The sequence below is a fragment of the Streptomyces lomondensis genome (assembly GCF_014651035.1).
Taxonomy (GTDB): Bacteria; Actinomycetota; Actinomycetes; order Streptomycetales; family Streptomycetaceae; genus Streptomyces; species Streptomyces lomondensis.
On sequence record NZ_BMWC01000022.1, the window covers coordinates 1 to 23,146 of the forward strand.

The following is a 23,146-nucleotide window of genomic DNA, read 5'->3' on the forward strand; positions in this document are numbered from 1 at the left end:
GCGGCCGAGGTCCACTCTCGCGCTTGGCCATCGAGGTCAGCGGCCGGCGCCGCCGCTCATCAGGACCCAGCCTCGGCTCAGCCCCTACTCGTCGTCCTCGTCGTCCAGCCGTGCCAGCCATGTCGCCAGCCGCTCCACCGGCACCTCGAAGTCGGGGTTGAGATCGACGAACGTGCGCAGCTGCTCGGCGAGCCACTCGAAGGTGACCTCCTCCTCGCCGCGCCGCTTCTCGAGTTCCTCGATGCCTCGGTCGGTGAAGTACACGCGTGTTCTCCTGGGGCTGGGCCTGGGGCCTCGGGTCGTACCTCTCCAGGTTATGCGGCCGAGAACGGGGTCGGCCCCACCACCTCGGAACGAGGCGATGGGGCCGGACCCTGCTGCGAGCCGATGCTCAGAGGCTCACGCCTCGAACACCTCGCGCACCAGCTGCTCCTGCTCGGCCTGGTGCCGCTTCGCGGAACCCACGGCCGGGGACGAGCTGTGCGGACGCGAGATGCGGCGCAGGCGCTCGCCGGCGGGGATGTCCGCGCCGACCGCCAGGTCGAGGTGGTCGATCAGGTTGAGCGCGATGAACGGCCAGGCACCCTGGTTCGCCGGCTCCTCCTGGGCCCACAGGTACTTCTCGGCGTTCGGGTACTTCTTGATCTCCGCCTGGAGCTCGGTACCCGGCAGCGGGTACAGGCGCTCGATGCGGATGATCGCCGTGTCCGTGACGCCGCGCTTCTGCCGCTCGGCCTCCAGGTCGTAGTAGACCTTGCCGGCGCAGAAGACGACCTTCTTGACCGCGGCCGGGTCGACCGTCGCGTCGCCGATGACCGGCTGGAACTGGCCCGTCGTGAACTCCTCCGCCTTGGCCGCCGCCGCCTTCAGGCGCAGCATCGACTTCGGCGTGAAGACCACCAGCGGCTTGTGGTGCGGGTTGTGCACCTGCCACCGCAGGAGGTGGAAGTAGTTCGACGGCGACGTCGGCATGGCGACCGTCATGTTGTTCTGCGCGCACATCTGCAGGAAGCGCTCCGGGCGGGCCGAGGAGTGGTCCGGGCCCTGGCCCTCGTAGCCGTGCGGCAGCAGCAGGACGACACCGGAGGTCTGGGCCCACTTCTGCTCGGCCGACGAGATGAACTCGTCCACGACCGTCTGGGCGCCGTTGACGAAGTCGCCGAACTGCGCCTCCCACATCACGAGCGCCTCGGGGCGGGCCAGCGAGTAGCCGTACTCGAAGCCCATCGCCGCGTACTCGGAGAGCAGGGAGTTGTAGACGTTGAGCCGCGCCTGGTCCTCGGAGAGGTACTGCAGCGGCGTGTACTCCTCGCCCGTGCTGCGGTCGATGATGACCGCGTGGCGCTGGCCGAACGTACCGCGCTGCGAGTCCTGGCCCGCCAGGCGGACCGGGACGCCCTCCAGCAGCAGGGAGCCGATCGCGAGGGTCTCGCCCATGCCCCAGTCGATAGTGCCGTCCTCGACCATCGACGCCCGGCGCTGCAGCTGCGGCAGCAGACGCGGGTGGACGGTGATGTGGTCGGGGATGTTGACCTGGGACTCGGCGATCCGCTTGACGACCTCCGTGGTCACCGCGGTGTTCACGGCGACCGGGAACTCGGCCTGCGGGTCGGAGGGCTCCACGGCGGACGGCTGCGAGGTGGCCTCGCGGACCTCCGTGAAGACCTTCTCCAGCTGGCCCTGGTAGTCCTGGAGCGCCTGCTCGGCCTCTTCCAGGGTGATGTCGCCGCGACCGATGAGGGACTCGGTGTAGAGCTTGCGCACCGAGCGCTTCTTGTCGATCAGGTCGTACATCAGCGGCTGGGTGAAGGCCGGGTTGTCCGACTCGTTGTGACCGCGGCGGCGGTAGCAGATGAGGTCGATCACCACGTCCTTGTTGAAGGCCTGGCGGAACTCGAAGGCGAGTCGCGCCACGCGGACGACGGCCTCGGGGTCGTCGCCGTTGACGTGGAAGATCGGGGCCTCGATCATCCTCGCCACGTCCGTCGCGTACATCGACGAGCGGGAGGACTCCGGCGCGGCCGTGAAGCCGACCTGGTTGTTGATGACGATGTGGACCGTGCCGCCGGTGCGGTAGCCGCGCAGCTGCGACATGTTCAGGGTCTCGGCCACCACGCCCTGGCCCGCGAAGGCCGCGTCGCCGTGGATCGCCACCGGCAGGACGGTGAAGTCCGTGCCGCCCTTGTTGATGATGTCCTGCTTGGCGCGGGAGACGCCCTCCAGGACGGGGTCGACGGCTTCGAGGTGCGACGGGTTCGCGACCAGGCTGACCTTGATCTGCTCGCCGTCGAGACCGGTGAAGGTGCCCTCGGCGCCCAGGTGGTACTTCACGTCGCCGGAGCCGTGCATCGACTTCGGGTCGAGGTTGCCCTCGAACTCGCGGAAGATCTGCGCGTACGACTTGCCGACGATGTTGGCGAGGACGTTCAGCCGGCCGCGGTGGGCCATGCCGATGACGACCTCGTCCAGGCGGGACTCGGCGGCCGAGTCCAGCACGGCGTCGAGCAGCGGGATGACGGACTCGCCGCCCTCCAGGGAGAAGCGCTTCTGGCCGACGTACTTCGTCTGCAGGAAGGTCTCGAAGGCCTCAGCGGCGTTCAGCCGGCGCAGGATGCGCAGCTGCTCCTCGCGCTCCGGCTTGGAGTGCGGGCGCTCGACGCGGTCCTGGATCCACTTGCGCTGCTTGGGGTCCTGGATGTGCATGAACTCGATGCCGGTGGTGCGGCAGTACGAGTCGCGCAGGACGCCGAGGATGTCGCGCAGCTTCATCATCGACTTGCCGGCGAAGCCGCCGACGGCGAACTCGCGCTCCAGGTCCCAGAGCGTGAGGCCGTGCTCGGTGATGTCCAGGTCGGGGTGCTTGCGCTGCTGGTACTCCAGCGGGTCGGTGTCGGCCATGACGTGGCCGCGGACCCGGTAGGAGTGGATCAGCTCGAAGACGCGGGCGGCCTTCGTGACGTCGTCGTCGTGGCTGGCGTCGATGTCCTTGAGCCAGCGGACCGGCTCGTAGGGGATGCGCAGCGCCTCGAAGATGTCGTCGTAGAAGCCGTTCTCGCCGAGCAGGAGGTTCGCGACCTGGCGCAGGAACTCGCCGGAGGCGGCGCCCTGGATGACCCGGTGGTCGTAGGTCGACGTGAGCGTCATGACCTTCGAGATGCCGAGCTTGTTCAGGGTGTCCTGGCTGGTGCCCTGGAACTCCGCCGGGTAGTCCATGGAGCCGACGCCCATGATCACGGACTGGCCGGGCATCAGGCGCGGCACCGAGTGGACCGTGCCGAGGCCGCCGGGGTTGGTCAGGGAGACCGTGACCCCGGAGAAGTCGTCCATCGTCAGCTTGCCGTCGCGGGCGCGGCGGACGATGTCCTCGTAGGCCTGCCAGAACTCGAAGAAGTTCAGCGTCTCGGCCTTCTTGATCGCCGCGACGACCAGCTGGCGGTCGCCGTTCGGCTTGACCAGGTCGATGGCGAGACCGAGGTTGACGTGCTCCGGCTTGACCAGGGTGGGCTTGCCGTCCACCTTCGCGAACGAGTAGTTCATCGCCGGCATCGCCTTGATGGCCTGGACCATCGCGTAGCCGATGAGGTGCGTGAAGGAGATCTTCCCGCCACGCGCCCGCTTGAGGTGGTTGTTGATGACGATGCGGTTGTCGAACAGCAGCTTCACCGGGACCGCGCGCACGGACGTGGCCGTGGGCAGCTCCAGCGAGGCGTCCATGTTCTTCGCGACCGCGGCGGCGGGGCCGCGCAGCATGACCTGCTCGGGGCCGGAGGGGGCCTCGCCGGCGGGCTCGGCCTTCTTCGCGGCGGCGGCCGGCTTCGCGGGGGCCGGGGCGGCCTTCGCGGGAGCGGCGGCCTGGGCCGGGGCCTGCGCGGCGGGCTTCGCCTGGGCCGGAGCCGGGGCGGGCGCCGGCGCGGCGGCAGCGGGCTTCTCGGCCGCCGGGGCGGGGGCCTGGGCCGGAGCGGCCGGGGCGGCCGGCTGAGCGGTGGTGGTCCCCGCGGCCCCCGCGGCCGCGGTACCCGCCGGAGCCGAGGCGGCAGCGGCGCCCGGCTTGTAGTCGGCGAAGAAGTCCCACCAGGCTCGGTCTACCGAATTCGGGTCCTGGAGGTACTGCTGATAGATCTCGTCGACGAGCCACTCGTTGGCACCGAACGACGCGGCGGGGTTCTTGCCCGCTTGGTCGGTGTCGGTCGAGATGCTCGAGTTACTGGGGGACTGTGGCGACACGGCGGCAACCGCCCTCTTCCGCTTCACAAGATGATGGACAGCGGGAATCAAGGCTACGCCTCCCGGACCGGGTAGGTCAGGTCGGGCCCGTTCAACGTCGTGTAAGTCACATCTCAGACTGTGTTTCGGGCCTTGAAATGGCGGGAAACAAGCGTGGTTCCGCTTCAGGAGGGATGGGCTGAGCAGGGCCCCGTACGCCGACGGCGCGGGCCTGTGCCTGATCACACGTGTCCGTCAGCGCGGACGCCGGTGGATCTTGTGGCTCCGCTTCGAACTTTACGTCAACTTGGCACAGATGGCTCTCCCGGGAGAGTGACAAGAATCCGGCAACCTCGCTCGGATTCGGCCACTCCTATCCGTCCGCCGTGCAGATCCACCGCCCAGCGGGCGATCGCCAGGCCGAGGCCCGTGCCGCCGTCGCTGCCCGGCCCCTGCGGCCGCTTGGCACTGCCCCGGTTGAACCGCTCGAAGACGCGGTGCCACTCGGACTTCGGAATGCCGGGGCCCTCGTCCAGGACCTCCAGCACCAGCGACTCCGGCAGCGCGCCGCGCCGCGCCTTGACCGTCACCCGACCGTGCGGCGGGCTGTGCTTGACCGCGTTGTCGATGAGGTTGGCGACGACCTGGTGGATGCGCTCCGGGTCGGCGTGCGCGGTCAACTCCGGCGGGTGGACGTCGAGGTGCAGATGGACGTCCGTCCGCGTGTGACTGCCCGAGCCGGTGGCGATGCCCGCGCGCACGGAGGCGACCATGTTGGCCTCCTTCAGCACGCCGGACAGGTACGGCCACACCTCGAACCGCCGCTTCTTCAGCGGTACGACGCCGTTGTCCAGGCGGGACAGGTCCAGCAGCGTCTCCACCAGCCGGCCGAGGCGCTCGGTCTGCTTCAGCGCCGTGCGCATCGTCTCCGGGTCGGCCTGCGTGACGCCGTCGACGATGTTCTCCAGCACCGCGCGCAGGCCCGCGATGGGCGTGCGCAGCTCGTGCGAGACGTTCGCCACCAGCTCCTTGCGCTGGCTGTCCTGGGCCTCCAGCTCGTCGGCCATGGCGTTGATCGTCACGGCCAGGTCGCCCAGCTCGTCACGGCGGTTCTCCCGCACCCGGCGGGTGTAGTCGCCCTGTGAGATGGACCGGGCCACGGCCGTCATCTCGTCCAGCGGCGCGGTGAGCGAATGGGCCACGAACTGCGTGATGAGCAGTGTGGCGATCATCGAGAAGACCGTGATGAAGCGCAGTTCCGTCTTCGTGTGCACCGCGATCACCGACAGGCCCGTGGTGATCAGCACCGAGATGACGACCAGCGCGCCCAGCTTGGTCTTGATCGAGAACGGGCTCACTCCGCCCCAGGGTTCCGGCTCCCCGGGGTTTCTCCGTGCGGCCGGCCCGCCGCTCATGGCGTCGGGGTCTCCAGGGCGTAACCGACGCCGTGCACCGTACGGATCCGCTCGGCGCCGATCTTCCGGCGCAGCGCCTTGATGTGGCTGTCGACCGTGCGGGTGCCGGAGGCGTCCGCCCAGTCCCAGACCTCGGCGAGCAGCTGCTCGCGGGAGAGGACCGCGCGGGGGGTGTTGGCCAGGCACACCAGCAGGTCGAACTCGGTGGGGGTGAGGTGGACATCCTCGCTGCGCACCCGGACCCGGCGCTGTGCGTGGTCGATCTCCAGTTCGCCGAGGCGCAGGATGCCGCTGCGCGGTGTCGCGGCGGCCAGCGCGGCCCGCTCCACGCGGCGCAGCAGCACATGCACGCGTGCCGCCAACTCCCGCATCGAGAACGGCTTCGTCATGTAGTCGTCGGCGCCGACGCCGAGTCCGACGAGCATGTCGGTCTCGTCGTCGCGCGCGGTGAGCATCAGCACCGGCACCGGCCGTGCGGCCTGCACGCGCCGGCAGACCTCCAGACCGTCGAAGCCGGGCAGCATGATGTCGAGGATCAGCAGGTCGGGCTGCCAGGCCTCGGCCGTGTCGACGGCGGCCGGACCGTCACCCGCTGTTTGCACGAGGAATCCCTCGGCTCGCAGGCGGGTCGCGATGGCGTCCACGATCGTCGCGTCGTCCTCGACCACCAGGACCCGGCGCTGTGCGCCCGGGGTAGCCGTCGCCGAACCGTTGTGGGAGGTGTGTGTCTGCTCCATCGCCCGCCCCTGGGGTGTGCTTTCCGGAATCAGTGGGGTGATCCCTCGGTCTGCGCATGGTTGCGATTGACGCTTGAATGATCGGCGTCAGAGGAGCAGCGTACGGGGAGTCAGCACACCTTTGCTATCCAGGGCTGATGCCGAGGTGCACGACGTCCGGAACGCCCCGGGCAACCGGGATCTCTTCGGTACGCACCTGTTGGAACCCGGCATTCCGCAAGGTTTCTTCGAATTCCGGAGACGGCTGGGCGGACCAGACGGCGAGAACGCCGCCGGGTCTCAACAGCCTTGCGCAGCTTGTGAGTCCGGCCGCTCCGTAGAGATTTCCGTTGCCCTCCGTGACGGTCCAGCCGGGGCCGTTGTCGATGTCGAGGCACAGCGCGTCGTACGTGTCGGATGTCTCATTGACGTACGCGACGAGATCCGCTTCGGCGATTTTCGTGCGGGGGTCGGCGAGGGCCCGGGCGGAGAACGCGGAGAGCGGGCCGTCGAGGTGCCATTCGACAACCGCGTGCTCGCGTTCCACGACGGTGATCCGCCCCCAGCGCGGGTTCGCCGCCGCGTGCGCGAGGGAGAAGCCGACGCCGAGTCCGCCGATCAGCACGTCGGGACGGGCCCGGCCGGGCAGGGCGTCCAGTGCCGCGTCGACGAGCCGCCGCTCCGAGCGGCCGTCGGAGGTGTCCATCAGGAAGCAGCCGTTCGCGATGATCTCCAGCCGGCCGCCGGGACGGCGCCGCAGCACGACCTCGCCGTGCGGGCCCTCGCGGCGGTCCAGCACATCGGGAATGTCGTACGAGGAGGGCATACGAGCATCCTGGCAGGGGCGGGGGCCCGGCGTCGGGAATTTCGGCGCGGCCTGCGGCGGACGCAGGGCGGGGCTGTCGGGTTGCTGTGAATCGGCTCTCCCGTGGCCCGGGTCACAGACAGAGGGGCGGTCGGGCGCGAAGGCTGGGACGCGACGGAAGGAGCGCCCGTGGTGGAAGGCACCGCGCCGCCCGGCGAGACGGCCGCACCGACACCGGCGGGTGCGCCCGGGGTCGACCCGTCGGCGCTGCTGGACGGGGTGCCGCGGCAGCGGTCACGCGCGACCGTGGGCCCGGGCGTACGGGAATCCCTGCCAGCGGAACCGCCCCGGTCCGGACTCCGGGCGCCGCGCCCCTGGCGGCTGCTGCCCACCCCCACGGGCACGCCGTTCACCTTCGCGTACGCGGTCGTGCTCTGTGCCACCTCGCTCATCGCCGCGTACGCGGATCCCGCGCTGGTGCACGCCCTGCTCCAGGGCTCCAGCACGGACGTGGCGCACCTGGTGCGGACGCCGGAACTGGTGCTGATCGGCAGCGCGCTGTGGGTCGCGGGCGGGGTGGCCTCGCCGTTCGCCATCGCCTTCGTGCTCGTGCTGACCGCGCTGGAACGGCGGATCGGCGGCCTGCGCACGGCCGGTGTCTTCCTGCTCGGGCACGTCCTCGCCACCCTGGCGACCGAGGTCCCGGTGGGCCTCGCGGTCCTGGCCGGTCAGCTCCCCGACAGTTCCCTGCACCGCCTCGACTACGGCGTCAGCTTCGGTGTCGCGGCCGGCACCGGCGCCCTGGCCGGTCTGCTGCGGCCCTGGCTGCGCGTGCCGCTGCTGGCCGGCTTCGGCGGGATGCTGCTCCAGGACCTGATCGCCTTCACCGACCCGATGACCAACTGGGGGCACCTGATCGCCCTGGCCATCGGTGTCGCGACCTGGCCGCTGGTCCGGCGGTGGCACGCGGCGCGGCTCGGCCCGGCAGGGCGCTGACGGCGAGGGCCGTTCACAAGGAGGTCCTCGGGTCGTGCTTCGCACTGGTCAGCAGGGCCGCCACCTCCCAGCCCAGCGCCTCGTAGAGCCCCCGCCCCGCGGGTGTCCCGGCCAGGACACCGGTGTGTGCCCCCTGCCGGGCGGCGGCGTTCTGGAGCGTCCGCATGACGACACTGCCGAGGCCCCTGCGGCGCTGCTCGGGGGCCGTCTCGATCTGGTCGGCCACGGCGGTGGCGCCCGTCGGGGCGATCTGGCCGCGCGCCGCCAGCGACCCGTCCGGCGCGGCGACGAGCACACGGGTCACTCCGCCGCGCGACCAGGTGCGCAGCCGGTAGCCGTCGGGAACCTCCGGAGCGGCGCCCGCTGCCAGCGGGACCGTCATCAGGTAGCCGGGCTCGGGGTCGATCCACCAGTTCTCGTCCAGCCAGCCCGAGACCACCGACGGGTCGCGGAAGGCCTTCAGCCACACCCCGGCCCCGGTCACCGCTGCGGCCACCTTGCGGACGGAGGTCTCGTCGAGGTCGTCGCCGGTCGCCCCGAACACGTGCCGTGTGACGTGTCCGTACGCCCCCACGTCGATCGTGCAGCCCCACGGCTCGGTCACGGGCGGAGCCGCCCCGCGCGACACGATCCACCCGTCCACCCACGCCTGCACGATCCGGTCCACGCCGCCCCCTGGTAATAGGCAGAGACTGAATTGATCTATTACTGGAGATGACCTTACGCGTCGGCTTCCCCTCGGCGTCACCGGTGATCGCTCACAGCGAACGGCCCCCGGGGAACAACCGGTCGCCCCCGAGCATTGAGTCGGCATAGCTCAACTTGACTGCCGAAGGGGAGATCATGGCTTCGACGTCCACACCGCTCACCCTGCCCGTGCTGCCGCTCGACGGCGAGGTCGTCCTGCCCGGGATGGTGGTCCCGCTGGATCTGAGCGACTCCGAGGTCCGTGCCGCGGTGGAGGCCGCCCAGGCCGCCGCTCGGACAACACCCGGAAAGCCCCGGGTACTCCTGGTGCCGCGGATCGACGGGACCTACGCCGGCACCGGTGTCCTCGGCACGGTCGAGCAGGTGGGCCGGCTGGCCGACGGCGACCCGGGCGCCCTGATCCGCGGCCGGGGGCGGGTGAGGATCGGTGCGGGGACCACGGGTCCCGGCGCGGCCCTCTGGGTCGAGGGCACCAGCGTCGACGAGACCGTCCCGGAGCCGCTGCCCGGGCAGGTCGCCGAGCTGGTGAAGGAGTACAAGGCCCTCGCCACCGCCTGGCTGCGCAAGCGCGGTGCCTGGCAGGTCGTCGACCGGGTCCAGGCCATCGACGACGTCTCGGCGCTCGCCGACAACTCCGGCTACTCGCCCTTCCTCACCACCGACCAGAAGGTCGAACTGCTGGAGACCGCCGACCCGGTGGCCCGGCTCAAGCTCGCCACCCAGCAGCTGCGCGACCACCTCGCCGAGCAGGACGTGGCCGAGTCCATCGCCAAGGACGTCCAGGAGGGTGTCGACAAGCAGCAGCGCGAGTTTCTGCTACGGCGTCAGCTCGAAGCGGTCCGCAAGGAGTTGCGCGAGCTGAACGGCGAGCAGGAGGGCGAGGAGTCCGACGACTACCGCGCCCGCGTGGAGGCCGCCGACCTGCCCGAGAAGGTCCGCGAGGCCGCGCTCAAGGAGGTCGACAAGCTGGAGCGGTCCTCCGACCAGTCGCCCGAGGGCTCCTGGATCCGCACCTGGCTCGACACGGTCCTGGAGATGCCGTGGAACGAACGCACCCAGGACGCCTACGACATCCAGGGCGCCCAGGCGGTCCTGGACGCCGAGCACGCGGGTCTGGAGGACGTGAAGGAGCGGATCACCGAGTACCTGGCCGTGCGCAAGCGGCGCAACGACCGGGGGCTGGGTGTCGTCGGCGGGCGGCGCGGCGGTGCCGTGCTCGCGCTGGTGGGCCCGCCCGGCGTCGGCAAGACCAGCCTCGGTGAGTCCGTCGCCCACGCCATGGGCCGCAAGTTCGTCCGCGTCGCCCTCGGCGGCGTCCGCGACGAGGCCGAGATCCGCGGGCACCGGCGCACCTACGTCGGCGCCCTGCCGGGCCGTATCGTCCGGGCGATCAAGGAGGCCGGGTCGATGAACCCGGTCGTGCTGCTCGACGAGATCGACAAGGTGGGCTCGGACTTCCGGGGCGACCCGGCCGCGGCCCTGCTCGAAGTGCTCGACCCGGCGCAGAACCACACCTTCCGGGACCACTACCTGGAGGTCGAGCTGGACCTGTCGGACGTGGTCTTCCTCGCCACCGCCAACGTCCTGGAGGCGATCCCGGAGGCGCTGGCCGACCGGATGGAGATCGTCCGCCTGGACGGCTACACCGAGGACGAGAAGGTCGTCATCGCCCGCGACCACCTGCTCCCGCGCCAGCTGGAGCGGGCCGGGCTCGACAAGGACGAGGTGTCCCTGGACGAGGGCGCGCTGCGCAAGCTCGCCGGGGAGTACACACGGGAGGCGGGCGTCCGCAACCTGGAGCGGTCCATCGCGCGGCTGCTGCGCAAGGTCGCGGCCCAGCACGAACTGGGTGAGCGGAAGCTGCCGTTCACCGTCCGGGACGAGGACCTGCGCGACCTCATCGGCCGGCCGCACCACGTGCCCGAGTCCGCCCAGGACCCGGCCGAGCGGCGGACGTCCGTGCCGGGTGTGGCGACGGGGCTCGCGGTGACGGGCGCGGGCGGTGACGTGCTGTACGTGGAGGCGTCGCTGGCCGACCCGGAGACGGGCGCGGCCGGGCTGACCCTGACCGGCCAGCTCGGGGACGTGATGAAGGAGTCCGCGCAGATCGCGCTGAGCTTCCTGCGCTCCCGCGGCGCCGAGCTGGAACTGCCGGTGGGCGATCTGAAGGACCGGGGCGTGCACATCCACTTCCCGGCGGGCGCGGTCCCGAAGGACGGCCCGAGCGCGGGCATCACGATGACCACGGCCCTCGCCTCGCTGCTCTCCGGCCGCCTGGTCCGCACGGACGTGGCCATGACCGGCGAGGTCTCGCTGACCGGGCGGGTCCTGCCGATCGGCGGCGTGAAGCAGAAGCTGCTCGCGGCGCACCGGGCGGGTGTCACCACCGTGATCATCCCCAAGCGCAACGAACCCGACCTGGACGACGTCCCGGCCGAGGTGCTGGACAAGCTCGACGTCCACGCCGTCACCGACGTCCGCCAGGTCCTGGAGCTGGCGCTGTCCCCGGCGACGAACGGGGCCGCGCCCGAGGTTCCGGTCGCGGCGTGACGGACGTGACCGGATGAGGGAAGGCCCGGGTTCTCGTGAGGGAGGCCCGGGCCTTCACCGTGTGGCCGCCCTGTGTACACCCGCGTCGTGACCTGCGGAATACTTGCCGAACTGCGGCGACGGCGGCAGGTGGCGGAAAATCTGAGTACCGGGTCTCAGAACCGGGCGACGACCGAGGCAGGGACTGACGTGCACGAGGACGGCAAGGACGACGGGCACCGAGCTGCCGGTGCGGCCGCAAGCGCGGTGGATCAGCCTGCCTTCCTGGCGCTGGAGCGGGAGCTGACCGTGCTGCTGCGGCGGGCCCGGGCCAGTCAGGGCGAGATGGCCCGCGAGGTCCATCCCGACCTGGAGTCGTCCGCGTACGGCCTCCTCGTCCGGCTCGACGAGTGCGGCCAGCAGCGGGCCACCGAGCTCGCCGCCTACATCGGCGTCGGCAAGGCGACGATGTCCCGCCAGCTGCGCGCCCTGGAGGACCTGGGGCTGGTCGCGCGCGAGCCCGACCCCGCCGACGGCCGCGCCTGGCTGGTCGCCCTCACGCAGGAGGGCCACGACCGCGTCCGCCGGGTGCGCGAGGCTCGCCGTGCCCGCTACGCAGGCCGCCTGGCCGACTGGGACACCCACGAGGTCATGGAGCTGGCCCGGCTGCTGCACCAGCTCAACCGCGGCATGGAGAAGTAGGGCCGCGCCCGTCTAGAACTCGACGTAGACCACGGTCGCGTCGTCGTGTGCCTTGCCCCGCCCCAGGAACACCCGCTCGGTGTCCGCCCGTTCCAGCGCGCGCACGCGGTCCACCAGGGCCTGCGGTCCCTCCTTGCGGACGAGGTGGAAGCAGTCCGTCCAGTCGCCCTCGCGGAATCTCTCCACCCAGCGGGTCGCGCCGTCCGTCAGCGCGGTCAGGGCGCGTACCTCGTGGCGCGGGAGGGTGCCGGTCACCGCCCGCCGGGCCACCGCGGGATCGGCCGCCGCCGTGAAGAAGCCGCCCTCCTTGTTGCGGACGGTCGCGTCCACCAGCGCGTCCGTGGCCAGGGCCGAGCGCGGCAGCCGGGCCAGCCGGTCGTCCAGGAGCGGTGTCACCACGCCGTCGGGGGACTCCAGCAGCAGGGCCGAGTCCGACAGGACCAGGTACTCCACTGTGGCCGGATTCCAGCGGGTCACGACCACCGTGGCCTGAGGTGTGCGGGGGTGAGAAAGGTCACAGGTTTCCGCGTGTGCCTCGGCGGTACGCGCGATGGCGCGGGACAAGGCGTCGAGCAGAGGGACATCCGGCAGTGAAACGGTCAGTTCGGTCAGCGCACCGCCGAGGCGCGCGGTGAACCAGGGGACGGAATGCAGACAGCCCGTCCCGCCCTTCGGCGGGGTCACCCCGTCGAGGACGACCACCGAACCGCCCTGTCCTGAGGCCGGTAGTCCGACACTGGCGAAGTCCTCGTTGGGGCGGTCGGCGTCCCCGGGCTCCGAGACGAGTTCAGTACGCATCCAGCCAGTCTGCACGAGCCCTTCACAAGGTCCGCAAAAGGCTGCCAATGGTTGCCGGACCGGCGCACCCGCGCAGGTCAGACGCCTGGTTTGGGCTGGAATGCTTGGTTCCGGGAAGGCGTGGTGGCGAATATTGCCACCGCCCGCCGCCGGCGTCCAACCGGCGTGCCGCACAGGGCCGCTGCATGGGCCTGCGGAACTTGCCCCTCAACTCCCCTCCGGGGTTCACTCCTTCGGGTGGCGGGTCAGGTGATGCGCGTGCGCCGCCCACCGGCGCTGGGAGGGTCGGGAAGTGTACCGGGAGTACGCGCCAGTTGACGGAGCGTCATCCGGGCCCAAGGGTTCACGAGTCAGGAATGCGAGCACCGGTGCAGAAGACGCGGCCTCGTCGCACAGGCAAGCAGACGGCCCCCGTTCAGGGCGCTGAGCCGACGCCCCTCACCGGCAAGGGCCGACCCACACACGTACGCAACCGGCTCATCGTCGCCGTCGCCGTGGTCGCCGCGGCGATCGCCGGTGCCGGCACCCCGTCCGTCCTCGTCGCCTCCGGGCAACTCCACGACTCCCAGGAGCTGGTGACGCTCGCGGAGCAGACGCAGGACGCCCTCGCCCTCGCGCACTCCCTCGCCGACGAGCGCGACGACGTCACGTCCTACATCGCGGCCGGCCGCCCCAAGTCCAAGGCGCCCTCCGAGCAGCACAGCGAACGCGTGGACCGGCAGGTCGAGGAGCTGCGCGCCGACACCGACACGCCCGCCGCGCTCCGCTCCGACCTCGACGGCATCGCGGCCGTACGCCGGGCCGCGCTCACCGGCAAGAGCAGCGCGCTCGAAGCGCACCAGGCGTACTCCACCGCCATCACCGAACTCCACCGGCTCGCCGAGCAGCTGGCGCAGCGGACGCCGCCCCGCGCCGGCGCCGGAGGCTACGCGCTGGCCGAGCTGGACTCCGCCGTCCAGCAGGCCGCCGCGGCCCGGGGTTTGCTGCTGGCCGCGCTCAGCGTGCCGCGCGGCACCGAGACGGTCATCGACCCCGTCACCGGCCTGCCGACCGAGACCGCCACCTCCTCCGGCTCCGACGCCCGGCAGCGCGACGCCCTGAGCGCCGCCGCCCAGCAGGCCCGGCTGCGCTCCGACGCGGCCCTGGCCGACTTCCGCGCCACCGCGCCCAAGGCGGCGCGCACCTCGTTCGACAACACGGTCACCGGCACCGAGGTCAACTCCGCCGAGAAGTACCTCGCGACCCTGACCGACCAGCCGACGCTCTCCAGCAGCGAACTCTCCACCAGCGCCAAGAGGGTGGACACGGCCCTCTCCGCCCGGGTCGACCTGATGCGCGGCGTGGAGTCCGCCCTCTACGACCGGCGCACCAAGGACCTGGAGGCGCTGCGCGACGACGACGTCACCACGCTGGAGATCCGCATCGCGATCCTCGGCGCCCTCATGCTGCTCGCCGTCGGCGTCGCCACGGGCATGGCACGCAGCCTCACCCGCCCCCTCGCCGTGCTGCGCCTGGGCTCCAAGCGCCTCGCCGAGGCCGAGGACCCGGCGGCCGAGGAGCCGGTGAAGTTCACCGGCCGCAACGACGAGTTCGCCCAGGTCGTCCGCTCCGTCAACGCCCTGCACGCGCACGCGGCCGCCCTCACCGAGCGGATCGGCACGCTGGAGGGCGACCGCAAGCACCTCGTCGGCCAGCGCCAGAAGATGGCCGACGCCCGCGAGGAACTGCGCGCCGAACTCGCCGAGTCGGCGGCCCAGCTGGAGCGGCTGCGCACGGCCATCGGCGGGACGTTCGTCAACCTCGCGCTGCGCACCCTCGGCCTGGTCGAGCGGCAACTGGCCGTCATCGAGGGCCTGGAGGAGCGCGAGCAGGACCCGGACCGGCTCGCCACGCTGTTCAAGCTCGACCACTTCGCCACGGTCATGCGCCGGCACAGCGAGAACCTCCTCGTCCTCGCCGGCACCGAGCACGTCCAGCACGCGGCCGGGCCCGTTCCGCTCGTGGACGTCGTGCGCGCCGCGGTCAGCGAGATCGAGCGGTACGAGCGGGTGCGCATCGCCGCGCTGCCGCCGCACGCGCACATCGCCGGGTTCGCCGCGGACGACCTCTCCCACCTGCTGGCCGAACTCCTGGAGAACGCCACCTCGTTCTCGCCGCCCGACCTGCCCGTGGAGATCTCCGGCTGGCTGCTGGAGAACGGCGAGGTCATGCTCTCCGTCCAGGACGAGGGCATCGGCATGACCGAGGAGCGGCTGGAGCGCCTGAACTCCCGCCTGGCCGACTTCGACCCGGAGGCGCCCTACGACCAGGAGGGCGAGGACGGTCTCGGCCTCGGCCTGTACGTCGTGGCCCGCCTCGCGCACCGCCACAGTGTGCGCGTCCAGCTGCGCGCGCAGAAGCAGGGCGGTGTCGCGGCGGTCGTGGTCCTGCCCCGCACCCTGCTCGCGGCCGCCCCGCCCGCTGCCGTCCCGGCCTCCGGCCCCATCGCCGGCGCGGCCCACACCTTCTCCTTCCCGGGCGCCGACGCCGAGGCCAACTCCAACGTCCTGCACGGCCGCACGAGCGGCGGCGACCCGCTGGTGGCCCTGGCGGAGAGGGCGGTACAGCGGGAGGAGGCCGCGCAGCACCCGGAACCGGCCGAGGCGGCGGAGCCAGCCGCACCCGAAGCAGAGGCCACGGCACCGGCGGAGACCCCCGCCGAGACCACGATGGAGCTGCTGGCCCCGATACCGCAGGGGGACCCGGAGCCGACGCAGCACGAACTCGCAGCCGCCGATGGCGAGCCCGCCCCACAGGGGCCACCCGCACCGGACCGCGAAAGCCGCACGGGTGGTGCGGGTGGGAACGAACAAGCCGAAGGCGAAGCCGAGGCGGAGGCCGACGTGGAACACGAACGCGTCACCGACAAGGGCCTCCCCAAGCGCACACCCAAGATCACCACTCCGACCACCGCGCCCCGCCAGCGCAGCGGCTCCGTCGACGCCGAAGCCCTCCGCCGCCGCCTCGGCGGCTTCCGCCAGGGCGCGCAGGCCGGCTACCGCGAGGTGGAGGCGGAGATCGCCGAGGAGACGGCCTCGCACCAGCGGCCGGCCATCGGCACACCAGGACCAGCTGAATCCGAAGAAGCCACGGGGGGCACAGTCGAGGAGGCAAGCAGTTGACCGCTCCCAGTACCTTCGGACTGATCGGACTGAGCAGTGAGGCCCGCAACCTGCACTGGCTGCTGACCAACCTCGTCGAGGAGGTGCCCGGCATCCTCTCGGTCGCGGTCGTCTCGTCCGACGGACTGCTCCTGCTCTCCTCCGACGCCCAGCGCAACCAGCAGGCCCGCGCGGCCCTCCAGGCCCGCGGGACCCGGCGGACGGGCCCGCGCGGCTCCGCCGCCGACCTGGCCACCATCGTCTCCGGCATCGGCAGCCTCACCGTCGGCGCCGCCAAGCTGATGGACTTCGGCGGGGTCAAGCACACGATGGTCGCCATGGACGAGGGCAGCCTGTTCGTGATGTCCATCAGCGACGGCTCGCTGCTCGGCGTCCACGGCTCCGCGGACTGCGACATGAGTGTGGTGGCGTACCACATGGCGCTGTTCGTCGGTCGCGCCGGCCACGTCCTGACGCCCGAACTCCGGAGCGAACTCCGAAAATCCCTGGAGGAGTCCCAGACGACGGGGAGTGCCCGATGAGCAGCACGCCGAAGCACCACCTCCCGGTCCGCGGCGGTGACCGCAAACCCGCCCGGGTCCGCCCCTACTCGCTCACCGGCGGCCGCACCCGCTTCGGCCACGTCCTTTTGGTGGAGACGTTCGTGGCGAGCACGGCCGCGCTCGACGCCCCGGAGGAGCGCAGGGAACTGACGAACGGCGACCTCTCCACCCGCGTGATGCCGGAGCTGCGGGCCATCGTCGAACTGTGCCGCCGGATGCGTACGGTGGCCGAGATCGCCGCGCTGCTGAAGATGCCGCTCGGCGTGGTCCGCGTGCTCCTCAGCGACCTCGCGGACCAGGGAAAGATCCGTGTGTACGGAACGGGAACCGGCCACGGCACGGGCCGCCCGGACCGAGCTCTGCTGGAAAGGGTGCTGAGTGGACTCCGTCGTCTCTGACGCCGCTCACGGCGTCTCTGGTACATCCCCGTTCGCCCGGCCCGACGAGGGCATGCACGCCTGGCAGACGGACCGCACCCGTGCCCCCATCGCCACCAAGATCGTGGTGGCGGGCGGCTTCGGCGTGGGCAAGACCACGCTGGTCACCGCCGTCTCGGAGATCACGCCCCTGCAGACCGAGGCGCTGATGACCGAGGCGAGCGAGGCCACCGACGACCTCACCGCCACGCCGGGCAAGACCACCACCACGGTGGCCATGGACTTCGGGCGCATCACGCTCGACGACGACCTGGTGCTCTACCTGTTCGGCACGCCGGGCCAGCAGCGGTTCTGGTTCATGTGGGACGACATCGTGCGCGGCGCGATCGGCGCCGTCGTCATGGCCGACACACGCCGCCTGAAGGACTGCTTCCCGGTCCTGGACTACTTCGAGAGCTCCGGGCTGCCCTACGTGGTCGCGGTCAACCACTTCGACGGCAGCGAGCTGTTCGAGCCGGAGGACGTGCGGGAGGCCTTGACCATCCCGCAACACATACCTGTCATGATCATGGACGCGCGTCGCCGGATCTCCGTGATCGAGACCCTCCTGGCCCTGGTGGGCCACGCGCTCGACGAAACCCCCGAGTAGAGGACAGCCCCGCATGCGGAAGATACTCGTCGTCGGAGCCGGTCAGTCCGGTCTCCAGATCGCTCTCGGCCTCCAGTCGCAGGGGTACGAGGTCACCCTGATGTCCAACCGGACCGCGGACGAGATCCGCACCGGCCGGGTCATGTCCACGCAGTGCATGTTCCACACGGCCCTGCAGCACGAACGCGATCTCCAGCTGAACTTCTGGGAGTCCCAGGCCCCGAAGATCGAAGGACTCGGCGTCTCGGTCGCCGCCCCCGGCTCCTGGGCCGAGGGCCCGGCGGCCCGTGCGATCGACTGGCTGGGCCGGCTCGACGGCTACGCCCAGTCGATCGACCAGCGGGTGAAGATGGCCGGCTGGATGGAGACGTTCGCCCAGCGCGGCGGCCAGCTCGTCATCCACGGCGCGGCCGTCGGCGACCTCGACTACTTCTCCCGCACCTACGACCTGGTGCTGGTCGCGGCCGGCAAGGGCGAGCTGGTGCAGATGTTCGCCCGGGACCCGGAGCGGTCCCCCTACAGCGAGCCGCAGCGCGCGCTGGCCGTGTCGTACGTCCACGGCCTGGGCCCGCGCCCGGAGCACCCGGACACCGAAGGCGTCCGCTGCAACCTCGTGCCGGGCGTCGGCGAGCTGTTCGTCATGCCGTGCCTGACCACCTCCGGCCGCGCCGACATCCTCTTCTGGGAGGGCATACCCGGCGGCCCGCTCGACGTCTTCAACGGCGTCAAGGACCCGGCGGAGCACCTCTCCCTGACCCTGGAACTCATGGAGCGGTACGTCCCCTGGGAGTACGCGCGGGCCACCAAGGTCGAACTGACCGACGCGGGCGGCACGCTGGCCGGGCGCTACGCCCCCACCGTCCGCAACCCGATCGGCCGCCTGCCCGGCGGCGGGCTCGTGCTGGGCGTGGCGGACGTCGTCGTGGCGAACGACCCCATCACCGGCCAGGGCTCCAACTCCGCGTCCAAGTGCGCCGCCGCCTACCTCGCCTCGATCGTCGAGCGCGGCGACAAGCCGTTCGACGAGGAGTGGATGCGGGCCACCTTCGACCGCTACTGGGCCACCGCCCAGCACGTCACCAAGTGGACCAACGCGATGCTCGCGCCGCCGCCGGAGCACATCCTGAACCTGATCGGCGCCGCCGGCGAGCTCCAGCCGGTCGCCGACCGGTTCGCCAACGGCTTCAACGACCCGGCCGACTTCGAGAACTTCTTCTACGAGCCGGAGAAGGCCCAGGCCTACCTGGCCGAGGTGTCCGGCGCGGGCGCCGCGTAGCCCTCGTAGCCCTCGTCCGACCCGTCCGTGGCACCCTCGGGGAGCTCCGGCGGCTCGTAGCGCCGCAGGGGTTCCCCGTCCGGGTCCGGGCGTACGGCGCCCAGGACCGGGTTGGCCGCGATCGGTGACACCTTCACCTTCGCGCCCGGGCGGGGCGCCTGGACGACCATGCCGTCGCCGAGGTACAGCGCCACGTGCGTGGCCTCCGGGAAGTACACGACCAGGTCGCCCGGGCGCAGCTCGGACAGCGGGATCCGCTCCAGCCGCTCCCACTGCTCCTGGCTGGTCCGGGGGATGGGCGTCCCGGCCTCGGCCCAGGCCTGCGAGGTCAGGCCAGAGCAGTCGTACGACCTCGGGCCCTCCGCACCCCACTCGTACGGCTTGCCGATCTGCCGCACGGCGTAGCGCACGGCCCGGCCGCCCTCGGCCGTCGGTCTGCGGACGCCGCTCTGGCTGCCGGCGCGGCCGGTGCTGCCGCCGAGTGCGCCGGAGGCCAGGAACGTCCGCTGCGCCTTCTCGACGCCGTCCTTCTCCAGCTCGGCGACGGCGGTGAGCTGGCCGGGGGTGAGGGAGGCGAGCAGTTCCTCCACGTCGTGCAGCCGCTCGCGGACCTCGTCCCGTTCCTTCTTGCGCCGCTCGGCGAGGGCGAGCTGCCTGTCCAGGGCCTCGCGGGACTTGCGGGCCAGGTCGTGGGCCCTGCGCTCGCTGCCGGTCAGCCGGCCGATGGCGTCGGCCCGCTCCCGTGCGAGCCGGCCGATCACATGGCCCTGGTCGATGGCGTGCTGGGGGTCGCGGGCCAGGAGCAGGCGGACGTACGGGGAGATGTCGGTGCTGCTCTGGTACTGCTGCCGGGCCAGGCGGCCGGCCGCGCCCCGGCTGTCGTGCAGGGAGAGCCGGGCGCGGACGAGGGCGCGGTCCAGGCGGTCGGTCTCGGCGCGCTGCCTCTTCAGCTTCTCCTCGGTGGCGTTGTAGGCCTCGGTGGCCTGTTCGGCCTCCCGGTACAGCTTCTGAAGATCCGTCAGGAGACGGGCGATGGAGCGCTGTTCCGGGGCGGGTTCGGGAACGGCTCCGGCCGATACGGGTACGGCGACGGTTGCGGCCACCGTCGACGCGATGCAGACCAGACGAAGAAGCCTTCCTGACATGCCGTCACCTCCGTTGCCTGGGCAGCCGTGTGCCGCCGGACATCGTGAGGATCAGGCGTGTGCGCGCGGTGCGCGCGGCGGGTGTGCGCGGTTCGGCGCAACCGGGTCACCCGTCGGCGTCGTCCCGCTTGCCGGGCGGCGTGGCGGCTGGCTTCGACCAGGGCCAGTTCAGCCGGCGGGCCGGGGCGCCCTCCGGGTCGTACGCGTACTTCCAGCGGTGGGTCAGGCCGACCCTGCCCTGCCCGCGGGGGACGCGGCGGTAGACCAGGACCGTGGGCGGGCCGCCGGCCGGGTCCGGGACGGGGATGCGGTACGTCTTGGGCGGGTGGCCGGTGATGCCGAGCAGGACGGGCAGCACCCTGCCGTCCATGGGGCCGCCCTCGAAGGGGGTGTCTTCGCTCTTCACAGGATCAGTGGTCAGACATCCTCGGCGAGCGCCTGGACCAGGGCGTCGGTCTGCGGGTCGCGGCGGGCGGTCACCGACAGCATGGCCACGAACTGCTCGACGAGCCAGTCGCGGAGGTCGTCGGCGGGGGGCTGCTTGTCCTCGTCGAGCCAGATGAGCGACGACGCCTCGACGGCGGTGATCCACATGCGGATGGTCATGCGCAGGCGGGGGCCGGGGTCGGTGACGTCCAGGTGCCGGAGGATGTGCTCGGCGGCGGCGCGGCGGACGCCGTCGACGATGGCGGTGGTGCGGGATGTCTCGACGACGCTGCCGCCCTGGAGGAGGGCGCTGAAGCCGGCGTCGTGCTCGTCGACGAAGGTGAGGTAGCGGTCGAGGGCGCGGGAGAGGCGGGGGAGGAGGGGGCCCTCGCGGGGTTCGTCGAAGCAGTGCTGGAGCTCGTCGGCGGCGGAGCGGAGGGCGGCCTCGTAGAGCTGCTGCTTGCCGCCCGGGAAGTACCGGTACACCAGGGGGCGTGACACCCCGGCCGCTTCCGCCACGTCGTCCAGGGAGACCTCCTCCGGGGCGCGGTGCGCGAAGAGGTTCAGCGCGGCGGTGAGCAGCTGGCTGCGGCGTTCCTCGACGCTGAGTCGCCGGTAGGCGGGGGTGGGGGCGGCGGCTGGTGTCATGTGCGGCAGCGTAATCGGGGGGTCGGGGGGCTGCGTAGCGGTGTGTGGGAGCGTGCGGGTGCCTCCGGCGGTGGGGCGGGGTGCCTGCGGCGGCCTGCGCGGGTGGGGTGGGGGTGCGCGTTGCGCCTTGTCGCCGGGTGTGGGTCGGGGCCGCGCCGGGGGGTGTCCGTCCTCGAAACGGCGCGATGGGGTTGGACGCCGACTGACTGTCCGTTGACGCGCCAACCGCTGCGGGCGGACACCCCCCGACACGGCCCCTTGCGTGATCCGGCGGCTGCGGGTGCGTGGGGCTCCTGCTATCGGGCGTCCACGTGCGCGAAGTCGATGGCTGTAATCCGGGCCTCCCCGGGGGGCAGCTCGGCCAGTCATGACGGGCGCGGGGTCGAACCGCGGTCACAGCCGACCTCGCGGTAGTCAAACAGCAGGTCGCGGACCAGCAGCACACCGTCAGCCAGTTCAGGCAGGACACCACCGCCGCCGCCATCACCACAGGACTCGCCGAGATCCGGGCCGTCGCCCGGGAAGAACTCGCCCGCGTCAGCGGTGCCATCGACCGGCTCGACGGCCGGCTCCGCGCGCTGGCCCCACCGGCCGCCTCGGAATCCGCGCCGCAGGCGTCGGGCGAGGCCCCGCCGGACCTCGCAACGCTCCGGGCGGCCGCCGGTATCTCGGCCGCCGTGCTCCACGCCCACCGCGACACCTGGGAGTTCCTCGTCAAGCACGCCGGGGCGGACCAGCACTTTCACGTCCCCGGGGCCGTCGCCGAGACGTGCGGAATCGTCGTCGCGCGGCTGTCCGGGCCCAGCCTCGTCGCCGTCCTCACCCGCCTCGACGACGTCCGGCGCGACACGGCCGCCGGCCTCGGCACCCAGGCCATCGCCCACCATCTCCACGAACGTATCGGCCGGATCGTCGAGGTGATCGCCCGGGACCCGCGGACCGGTGGCGACTGTGATCCCGTAATCATCCGCATCGACGACCGCCCCAAGGCGGACGACGGCGACGGGCAGCAGTGACGCGGTGACGCCCCACCCGGCCATCCGAGTGGGGCGTCCGCGGGGCCGTTACGCCAGCAGCCCCGACGACTTCCACAGCCGCCGGCCGACGCCGCGCAGCACCCCGATGTCGTCGAGGAAGTCGGTCAGGCGCTTCGAGCCGTTCTGCATGACCTCGCGGCGATGGCCGCTGGCCTTGACCTGGGCGAGGGCCTCCCGCTTGTCCAGGCCGACGTTCGTGTAGACCTCGGGGTTCACGAACGCCACCGAGAACACCCGGGCGAACTCGCCGGAGGTGATGCGGGTGAACTCCTGGGACCACTTGGGGGCCGTCACCATCTGGCGGCGGAGTTCCTCGCGGGCGTAGCGGACGTGGCGGGCCTCCTCCACGACGTGGATGCGGGTGACGCCGCGGATCAGGGGCTGGACGCGCTCGTCGGGGAACGTCAGGCGCTGCATCCAGTCGAGGACCTCCTCGCCGAGGAGGGTGGCGGTGAAGGAACCCGGTGTGGTCGAGATGGTTTTGAAGAGGCGGCCCAGGTGCTGGTGGACACGGCTGACCGGGTACCAGGGCGTGTCGCCGTGGGAGATCAGCCGGGCGAACATCTTGGAGTGCCGGCACTCGTCCTCGATCTCGGTGAGGGCGTAGCGGACGTGCGCGCTGGTCGCCGCCTTGTCGTAGATGTGGCGGACCAGCAGCTGCATGAGGATGATCTCGAACCAGATGCCGAGGGATGCGAGGGCCGCCGCCTCGTGCTGGGAGAGCAGGGTGCGCTGTTCCTCGCTCATCCGCTTCCAGAGGGGGGTGTCGTAGAGCGACACCAGCTCCGGGGGCCAGAACCACTTGCCCTCCTCGAAGGGCGCGTCCCAGTCCAGCTCCTTGTCCGGGTCGAAGGAGTGCTTGGCGGAGGAGTCGAGCAGCCGCTGGGCCACCTGCTCCCGGTCCTTGAGCAGGCCGAGGGCATCGCGCAGGCCGTCGAGCGCGTCGGCTTCCGTCAGGGTCGTCATGGCTGCCCACCTCGTTGTGCACACGTCACCGTCCCCCTTATGAGACT

The 23,146-nt window shown here is 71.6% G+C and carries 21 protein-coding genes; 9 read left to right on the top strand and 12 right to left on the bottom strand.

The genetic code is table 11. The features are described 5' to 3' along the window. Positions 1 to 84: 84 nt before the first annotated feature. The 5 genes from IE255_RS37675 to IE255_RS37695 all read right to left on the bottom strand — a co-directional run bounded on the left by IE255_RS37675 (position 85) and on the right by IE255_RS37695 (position 7,160). A complete protein-coding gene (locus IE255_RS37675) occupies positions 85 to 264 on the bottom strand; it encodes a DUF6104 family protein (RefSeq protein ID WP_003992906.1) in 180 nt (59 codons plus the stop codon). Between the two features lie 135 nt (positions 265 to 399). Continuing rightward, positions 400 to 4,224: a multifunctional oxoglutarate decarboxylase/oxoglutarate dehydrogenase thiamine pyrophosphate-binding subunit/dihydrolipoyllysine-residue succinyltransferase subunit gene (locus IE255_RS37680; RefSeq protein ID WP_190054945.1), complete on the bottom strand. Its 3,825-nt coding sequence runs from the start codon at positions 4,222 to 4,224 to the stop codon at positions 400 to 402. A 281-nt stretch (positions 4,225 to 4,505) separates the two neighbouring features. Further along, the gene (locus IE255_RS37685) at positions 4,506 to 5,618 is read right to left on the bottom strand and encodes a HAMP domain-containing sensor histidine kinase (protein WP_190054946.1); all 1,113 of its coding nucleotides are present in this window, start codon (positions 5,616 to 5,618) and stop codon (positions 4,506 to 4,508) included. Next, entirely contained in the window at positions 5,615 to 6,355 is a 741-nt protein-coding gene (locus tag IE255_RS37690; protein ID WP_010040369.1) for a response regulator transcription factor, read from the bottom strand. Before IE255_RS37690 ends, IE255_RS37685 begins: the two co-directional genes overlap by 4 nt. Positions 6,356 to 6,479: 124 nt before the next feature. Continuing rightward, entirely contained in the window at positions 6,480 to 7,160 is a 681-nt protein-coding gene (locus IE255_RS37695) for a spermidine synthase family protein (RefSeq protein WP_190054947.1), read from the bottom strand. Positions 7,161 to 7,331: 171 nt separating this feature from the next. Here IE255_RS37695 and IE255_RS37700 point away from each other — a divergent pair, with 171 nt between their 5' ends. Beyond that, a complete protein-coding gene (locus IE255_RS37700; protein ID WP_190054984.1) occupies positions 7,332 to 8,135 on the top strand; it encodes a rhomboid-like protein in 804 nt (267 codons plus the stop codon). A gap of 13 nt (positions 8,136 to 8,148) precedes the next feature. On the opposite strand, the gene IE255_RS37705 is transcribed toward IE255_RS37700, so the two are convergent. Further along, the gene (locus IE255_RS37705; protein WP_190054948.1) at positions 8,149 to 8,802 is read right to left on the bottom strand and encodes a GNAT family N-acetyltransferase; all 654 of its coding nucleotides are present in this window, start codon (positions 8,800 to 8,802) and stop codon (positions 8,149 to 8,151) included. 176 nt (positions 8,803 to 8,978) lie between these two features. Here IE255_RS37705 and lon point away from each other — a divergent pair, with 176 nt between their 5' ends. Further along, positions 8,979 to 11,393, top strand: a complete 2,415-nt coding sequence (gene lon / locus IE255_RS37710) for an endopeptidase La (RefSeq protein WP_190054949.1) — start codon at positions 8,979 to 8,981, stop codon at positions 11,391 to 11,393. A 189-nt stretch (positions 11,394 to 11,582) separates the two neighbouring features. Then, entirely contained in the window at positions 11,583 to 12,074 is a 492-nt protein-coding gene (locus IE255_RS37715) for a MarR family winged helix-turn-helix transcriptional regulator (protein WP_190054950.1), read from the top strand. A 12-nt stretch (positions 12,075 to 12,086) separates the two neighbouring features. On the opposite strand, the gene IE255_RS37720 is transcribed toward IE255_RS37715, so the two are convergent. Further along, complete coding sequence (locus tag IE255_RS37720; RefSeq protein WP_190054951.1) at positions 12,087 to 12,872, bottom strand: protein phosphatase 2C domain-containing protein; 786 nt, start codon at positions 12,870 to 12,872, stop codon at positions 12,087 to 12,089. 368 nt (positions 12,873 to 13,240) lie between these two features. Here IE255_RS37720 and IE255_RS37725 point away from each other — a divergent pair, with 368 nt between their 5' ends. From IE255_RS37725 to IE255_RS37745, 5 genes are read left to right on the top strand one after another with little or no spacing between them, the layout of a single operon-like run. Next, positions 13,241 to 16,033 (top strand): sensor histidine kinase, encoded by a 2,793-nt coding sequence (locus IE255_RS37725; protein ID WP_190054952.1) that lies wholly within the window; start codon positions 13,241 to 13,243, stop codon positions 16,031 to 16,033. Then, positions 16,030 to 16,554, top strand: a complete 525-nt coding sequence (locus tag IE255_RS37730; RefSeq protein WP_190054953.1) for a roadblock/LC7 domain-containing protein — start codon at positions 16,030 to 16,032, stop codon at positions 16,552 to 16,554. Before IE255_RS37725 ends, IE255_RS37730 begins: the two co-directional genes overlap by 4 nt. Continuing rightward, the gene (locus IE255_RS37735; RefSeq protein WP_190054954.1) at positions 16,551 to 16,973 is read left to right on the top strand and encodes a DUF742 domain-containing protein; all 423 of its coding nucleotides are present in this window, start codon (positions 16,551 to 16,553) and stop codon (positions 16,971 to 16,973) included. The genes IE255_RS37730 and IE255_RS37735 overlap by 4 nt, the downstream gene beginning before the upstream one ends. Beyond that, entirely contained in the window at positions 16,954 to 17,601 is a 648-nt protein-coding gene (locus tag IE255_RS37740; protein WP_190054955.1) for a GTP-binding protein, read from the top strand. Before IE255_RS37735 ends, IE255_RS37740 begins: the two co-directional genes overlap by 20 nt. A gap of 13 nt (positions 17,602 to 17,614) precedes the next feature. Continuing rightward, positions 17,615 to 18,877 (top strand): styrene monooxygenase/indole monooxygenase family protein, encoded by a 1,263-nt coding sequence (locus IE255_RS37745; protein ID WP_190054956.1) that lies wholly within the window; start codon positions 17,615 to 17,617, stop codon positions 18,875 to 18,877. On the opposite strand, the gene IE255_RS37750 is transcribed toward IE255_RS37745, so the two are convergent. The 4 genes from IE255_RS37750 to IE255_RS37765 form a co-directional block, all read right to left on the bottom strand. After that, positions 18,841 to 20,022: a C40 family peptidase gene (locus IE255_RS37750; RefSeq protein ID WP_190054957.1), complete on the bottom strand. Its 1,182-nt coding sequence runs from the start codon at positions 20,020 to 20,022 to the stop codon at positions 18,841 to 18,843. The genes IE255_RS37745 and IE255_RS37750 overlap by 37 nt on opposite strands. Before the next feature lie 106 nt (positions 20,023 to 20,128). After that, positions 20,129 to 20,428, bottom strand: coding sequence for a DUF8847 domain-containing protein (locus IE255_RS37755; RefSeq protein WP_190054958.1), 300 nt, complete (start codon positions 20,426 to 20,428; stop codon positions 20,129 to 20,131). Between the two features lie 11 nt (positions 20,429 to 20,439). Then, positions 20,440 to 21,096 (bottom strand): TetR/AcrR family transcriptional regulator, encoded by a 657-nt coding sequence (locus IE255_RS37760; protein ID WP_190054959.1) that lies wholly within the window; start codon positions 21,094 to 21,096, stop codon positions 20,440 to 20,442. Positions 21,097 to 21,461: 365 nt separating this feature from the next. Then, complete coding sequence (locus IE255_RS37765; protein ID WP_190054960.1) at positions 21,462 to 21,788, bottom strand: hypothetical protein; 327 nt, start codon at positions 21,786 to 21,788, stop codon at positions 21,462 to 21,464. Between IE255_RS37765 and IE255_RS37770 the strand changes: the two genes are divergently transcribed. Continuing rightward, on the top strand, positions 21,774 to 22,112 hold the full coding sequence (locus IE255_RS37770) for a hypothetical protein (protein WP_190054961.1): 339 nt from the start codon (positions 21,774 to 21,776) through the stop codon (positions 22,110 to 22,112). The two genes, IE255_RS37765 and IE255_RS37770, sit on opposite strands and share 15 nt — an antisense overlap. Before the next feature lie 48 nt (positions 22,113 to 22,160). On the opposite strand, the gene IE255_RS37775 is transcribed toward IE255_RS37770, so the two are convergent. Beyond that, a complete protein-coding gene (locus tag IE255_RS37775) occupies positions 22,161 to 23,099 on the bottom strand; it encodes an AurF N-oxygenase family protein (RefSeq protein WP_190054962.1) in 939 nt (312 codons plus the stop codon). Between the last annotated feature and the right edge of the window lie 47 nt (positions 23,100 to 23,146).

What these genes read in the sequence shown, in the direction of transcription:
- IE255_RS37735 (WP_190054954.1), top strand. Translation starts at nt 16,551, where the DNA reads ATGAGCAGCACGCCGAAGCACCACCTCCCGGTCCGCGGCGGTGACCGC.
- IE255_RS37695 (WP_190054947.1), bottom strand. Translation starts at nt 7,160, where the DNA reads ATGCCCTCCTCGTACGACATTCCCGATGTGCTGGACCGCCGCGAGGGC.
- lon (WP_190054949.1), top strand. Translation starts at nt 8,979, where the DNA reads ATGGCTTCGACGTCCACACCGCTCACCCTGCCCGTGCTGCCGCTCGAC.
- IE255_RS37750 (WP_190054957.1), bottom strand. Translation starts at nt 20,022, where the DNA reads ATGTCAGGAAGGCTTCTTCGTCTGGTCTGCATCGCGTCGACGGTGGCC.
- IE255_RS37685 (WP_190054946.1), bottom strand. Translation starts at nt 5,618, where the DNA reads ATGAGCGGCGGGCCGGCCGCACGGAGAAACCCCGGGGAGCCGGAACCC.
- IE255_RS37775 (WP_190054962.1), bottom strand. Translation starts at nt 23,099, where the DNA reads ATGACGACCCTGACGGAAGCCGACGCGCTCGACGGCCTGCGCGATGCC.
- IE255_RS37745 (WP_190054956.1), top strand. Translation starts at nt 17,615, where the DNA reads ATGCGGAAGATACTCGTCGTCGGAGCCGGTCAGTCCGGTCTCCAGATC.
- IE255_RS37720 (WP_190054951.1), bottom strand. Translation starts at nt 12,872, where the DNA reads ATGCGTACTGAACTCGTCTCGGAGCCCGGGGACGCCGACCGCCCCAAC.
- IE255_RS37760 (WP_190054959.1), bottom strand. Translation starts at nt 21,096, where the DNA reads ATGACACCAGCCGCCGCCCCCACCCCCGCCTACCGGCGACTCAGCGTC.
- IE255_RS37690 (WP_010040369.1), bottom strand. Translation starts at nt 6,355, where the DNA reads ATGGAGCAGACACACACCTCCCACAACGGTTCGGCGACGGCTACCCCG.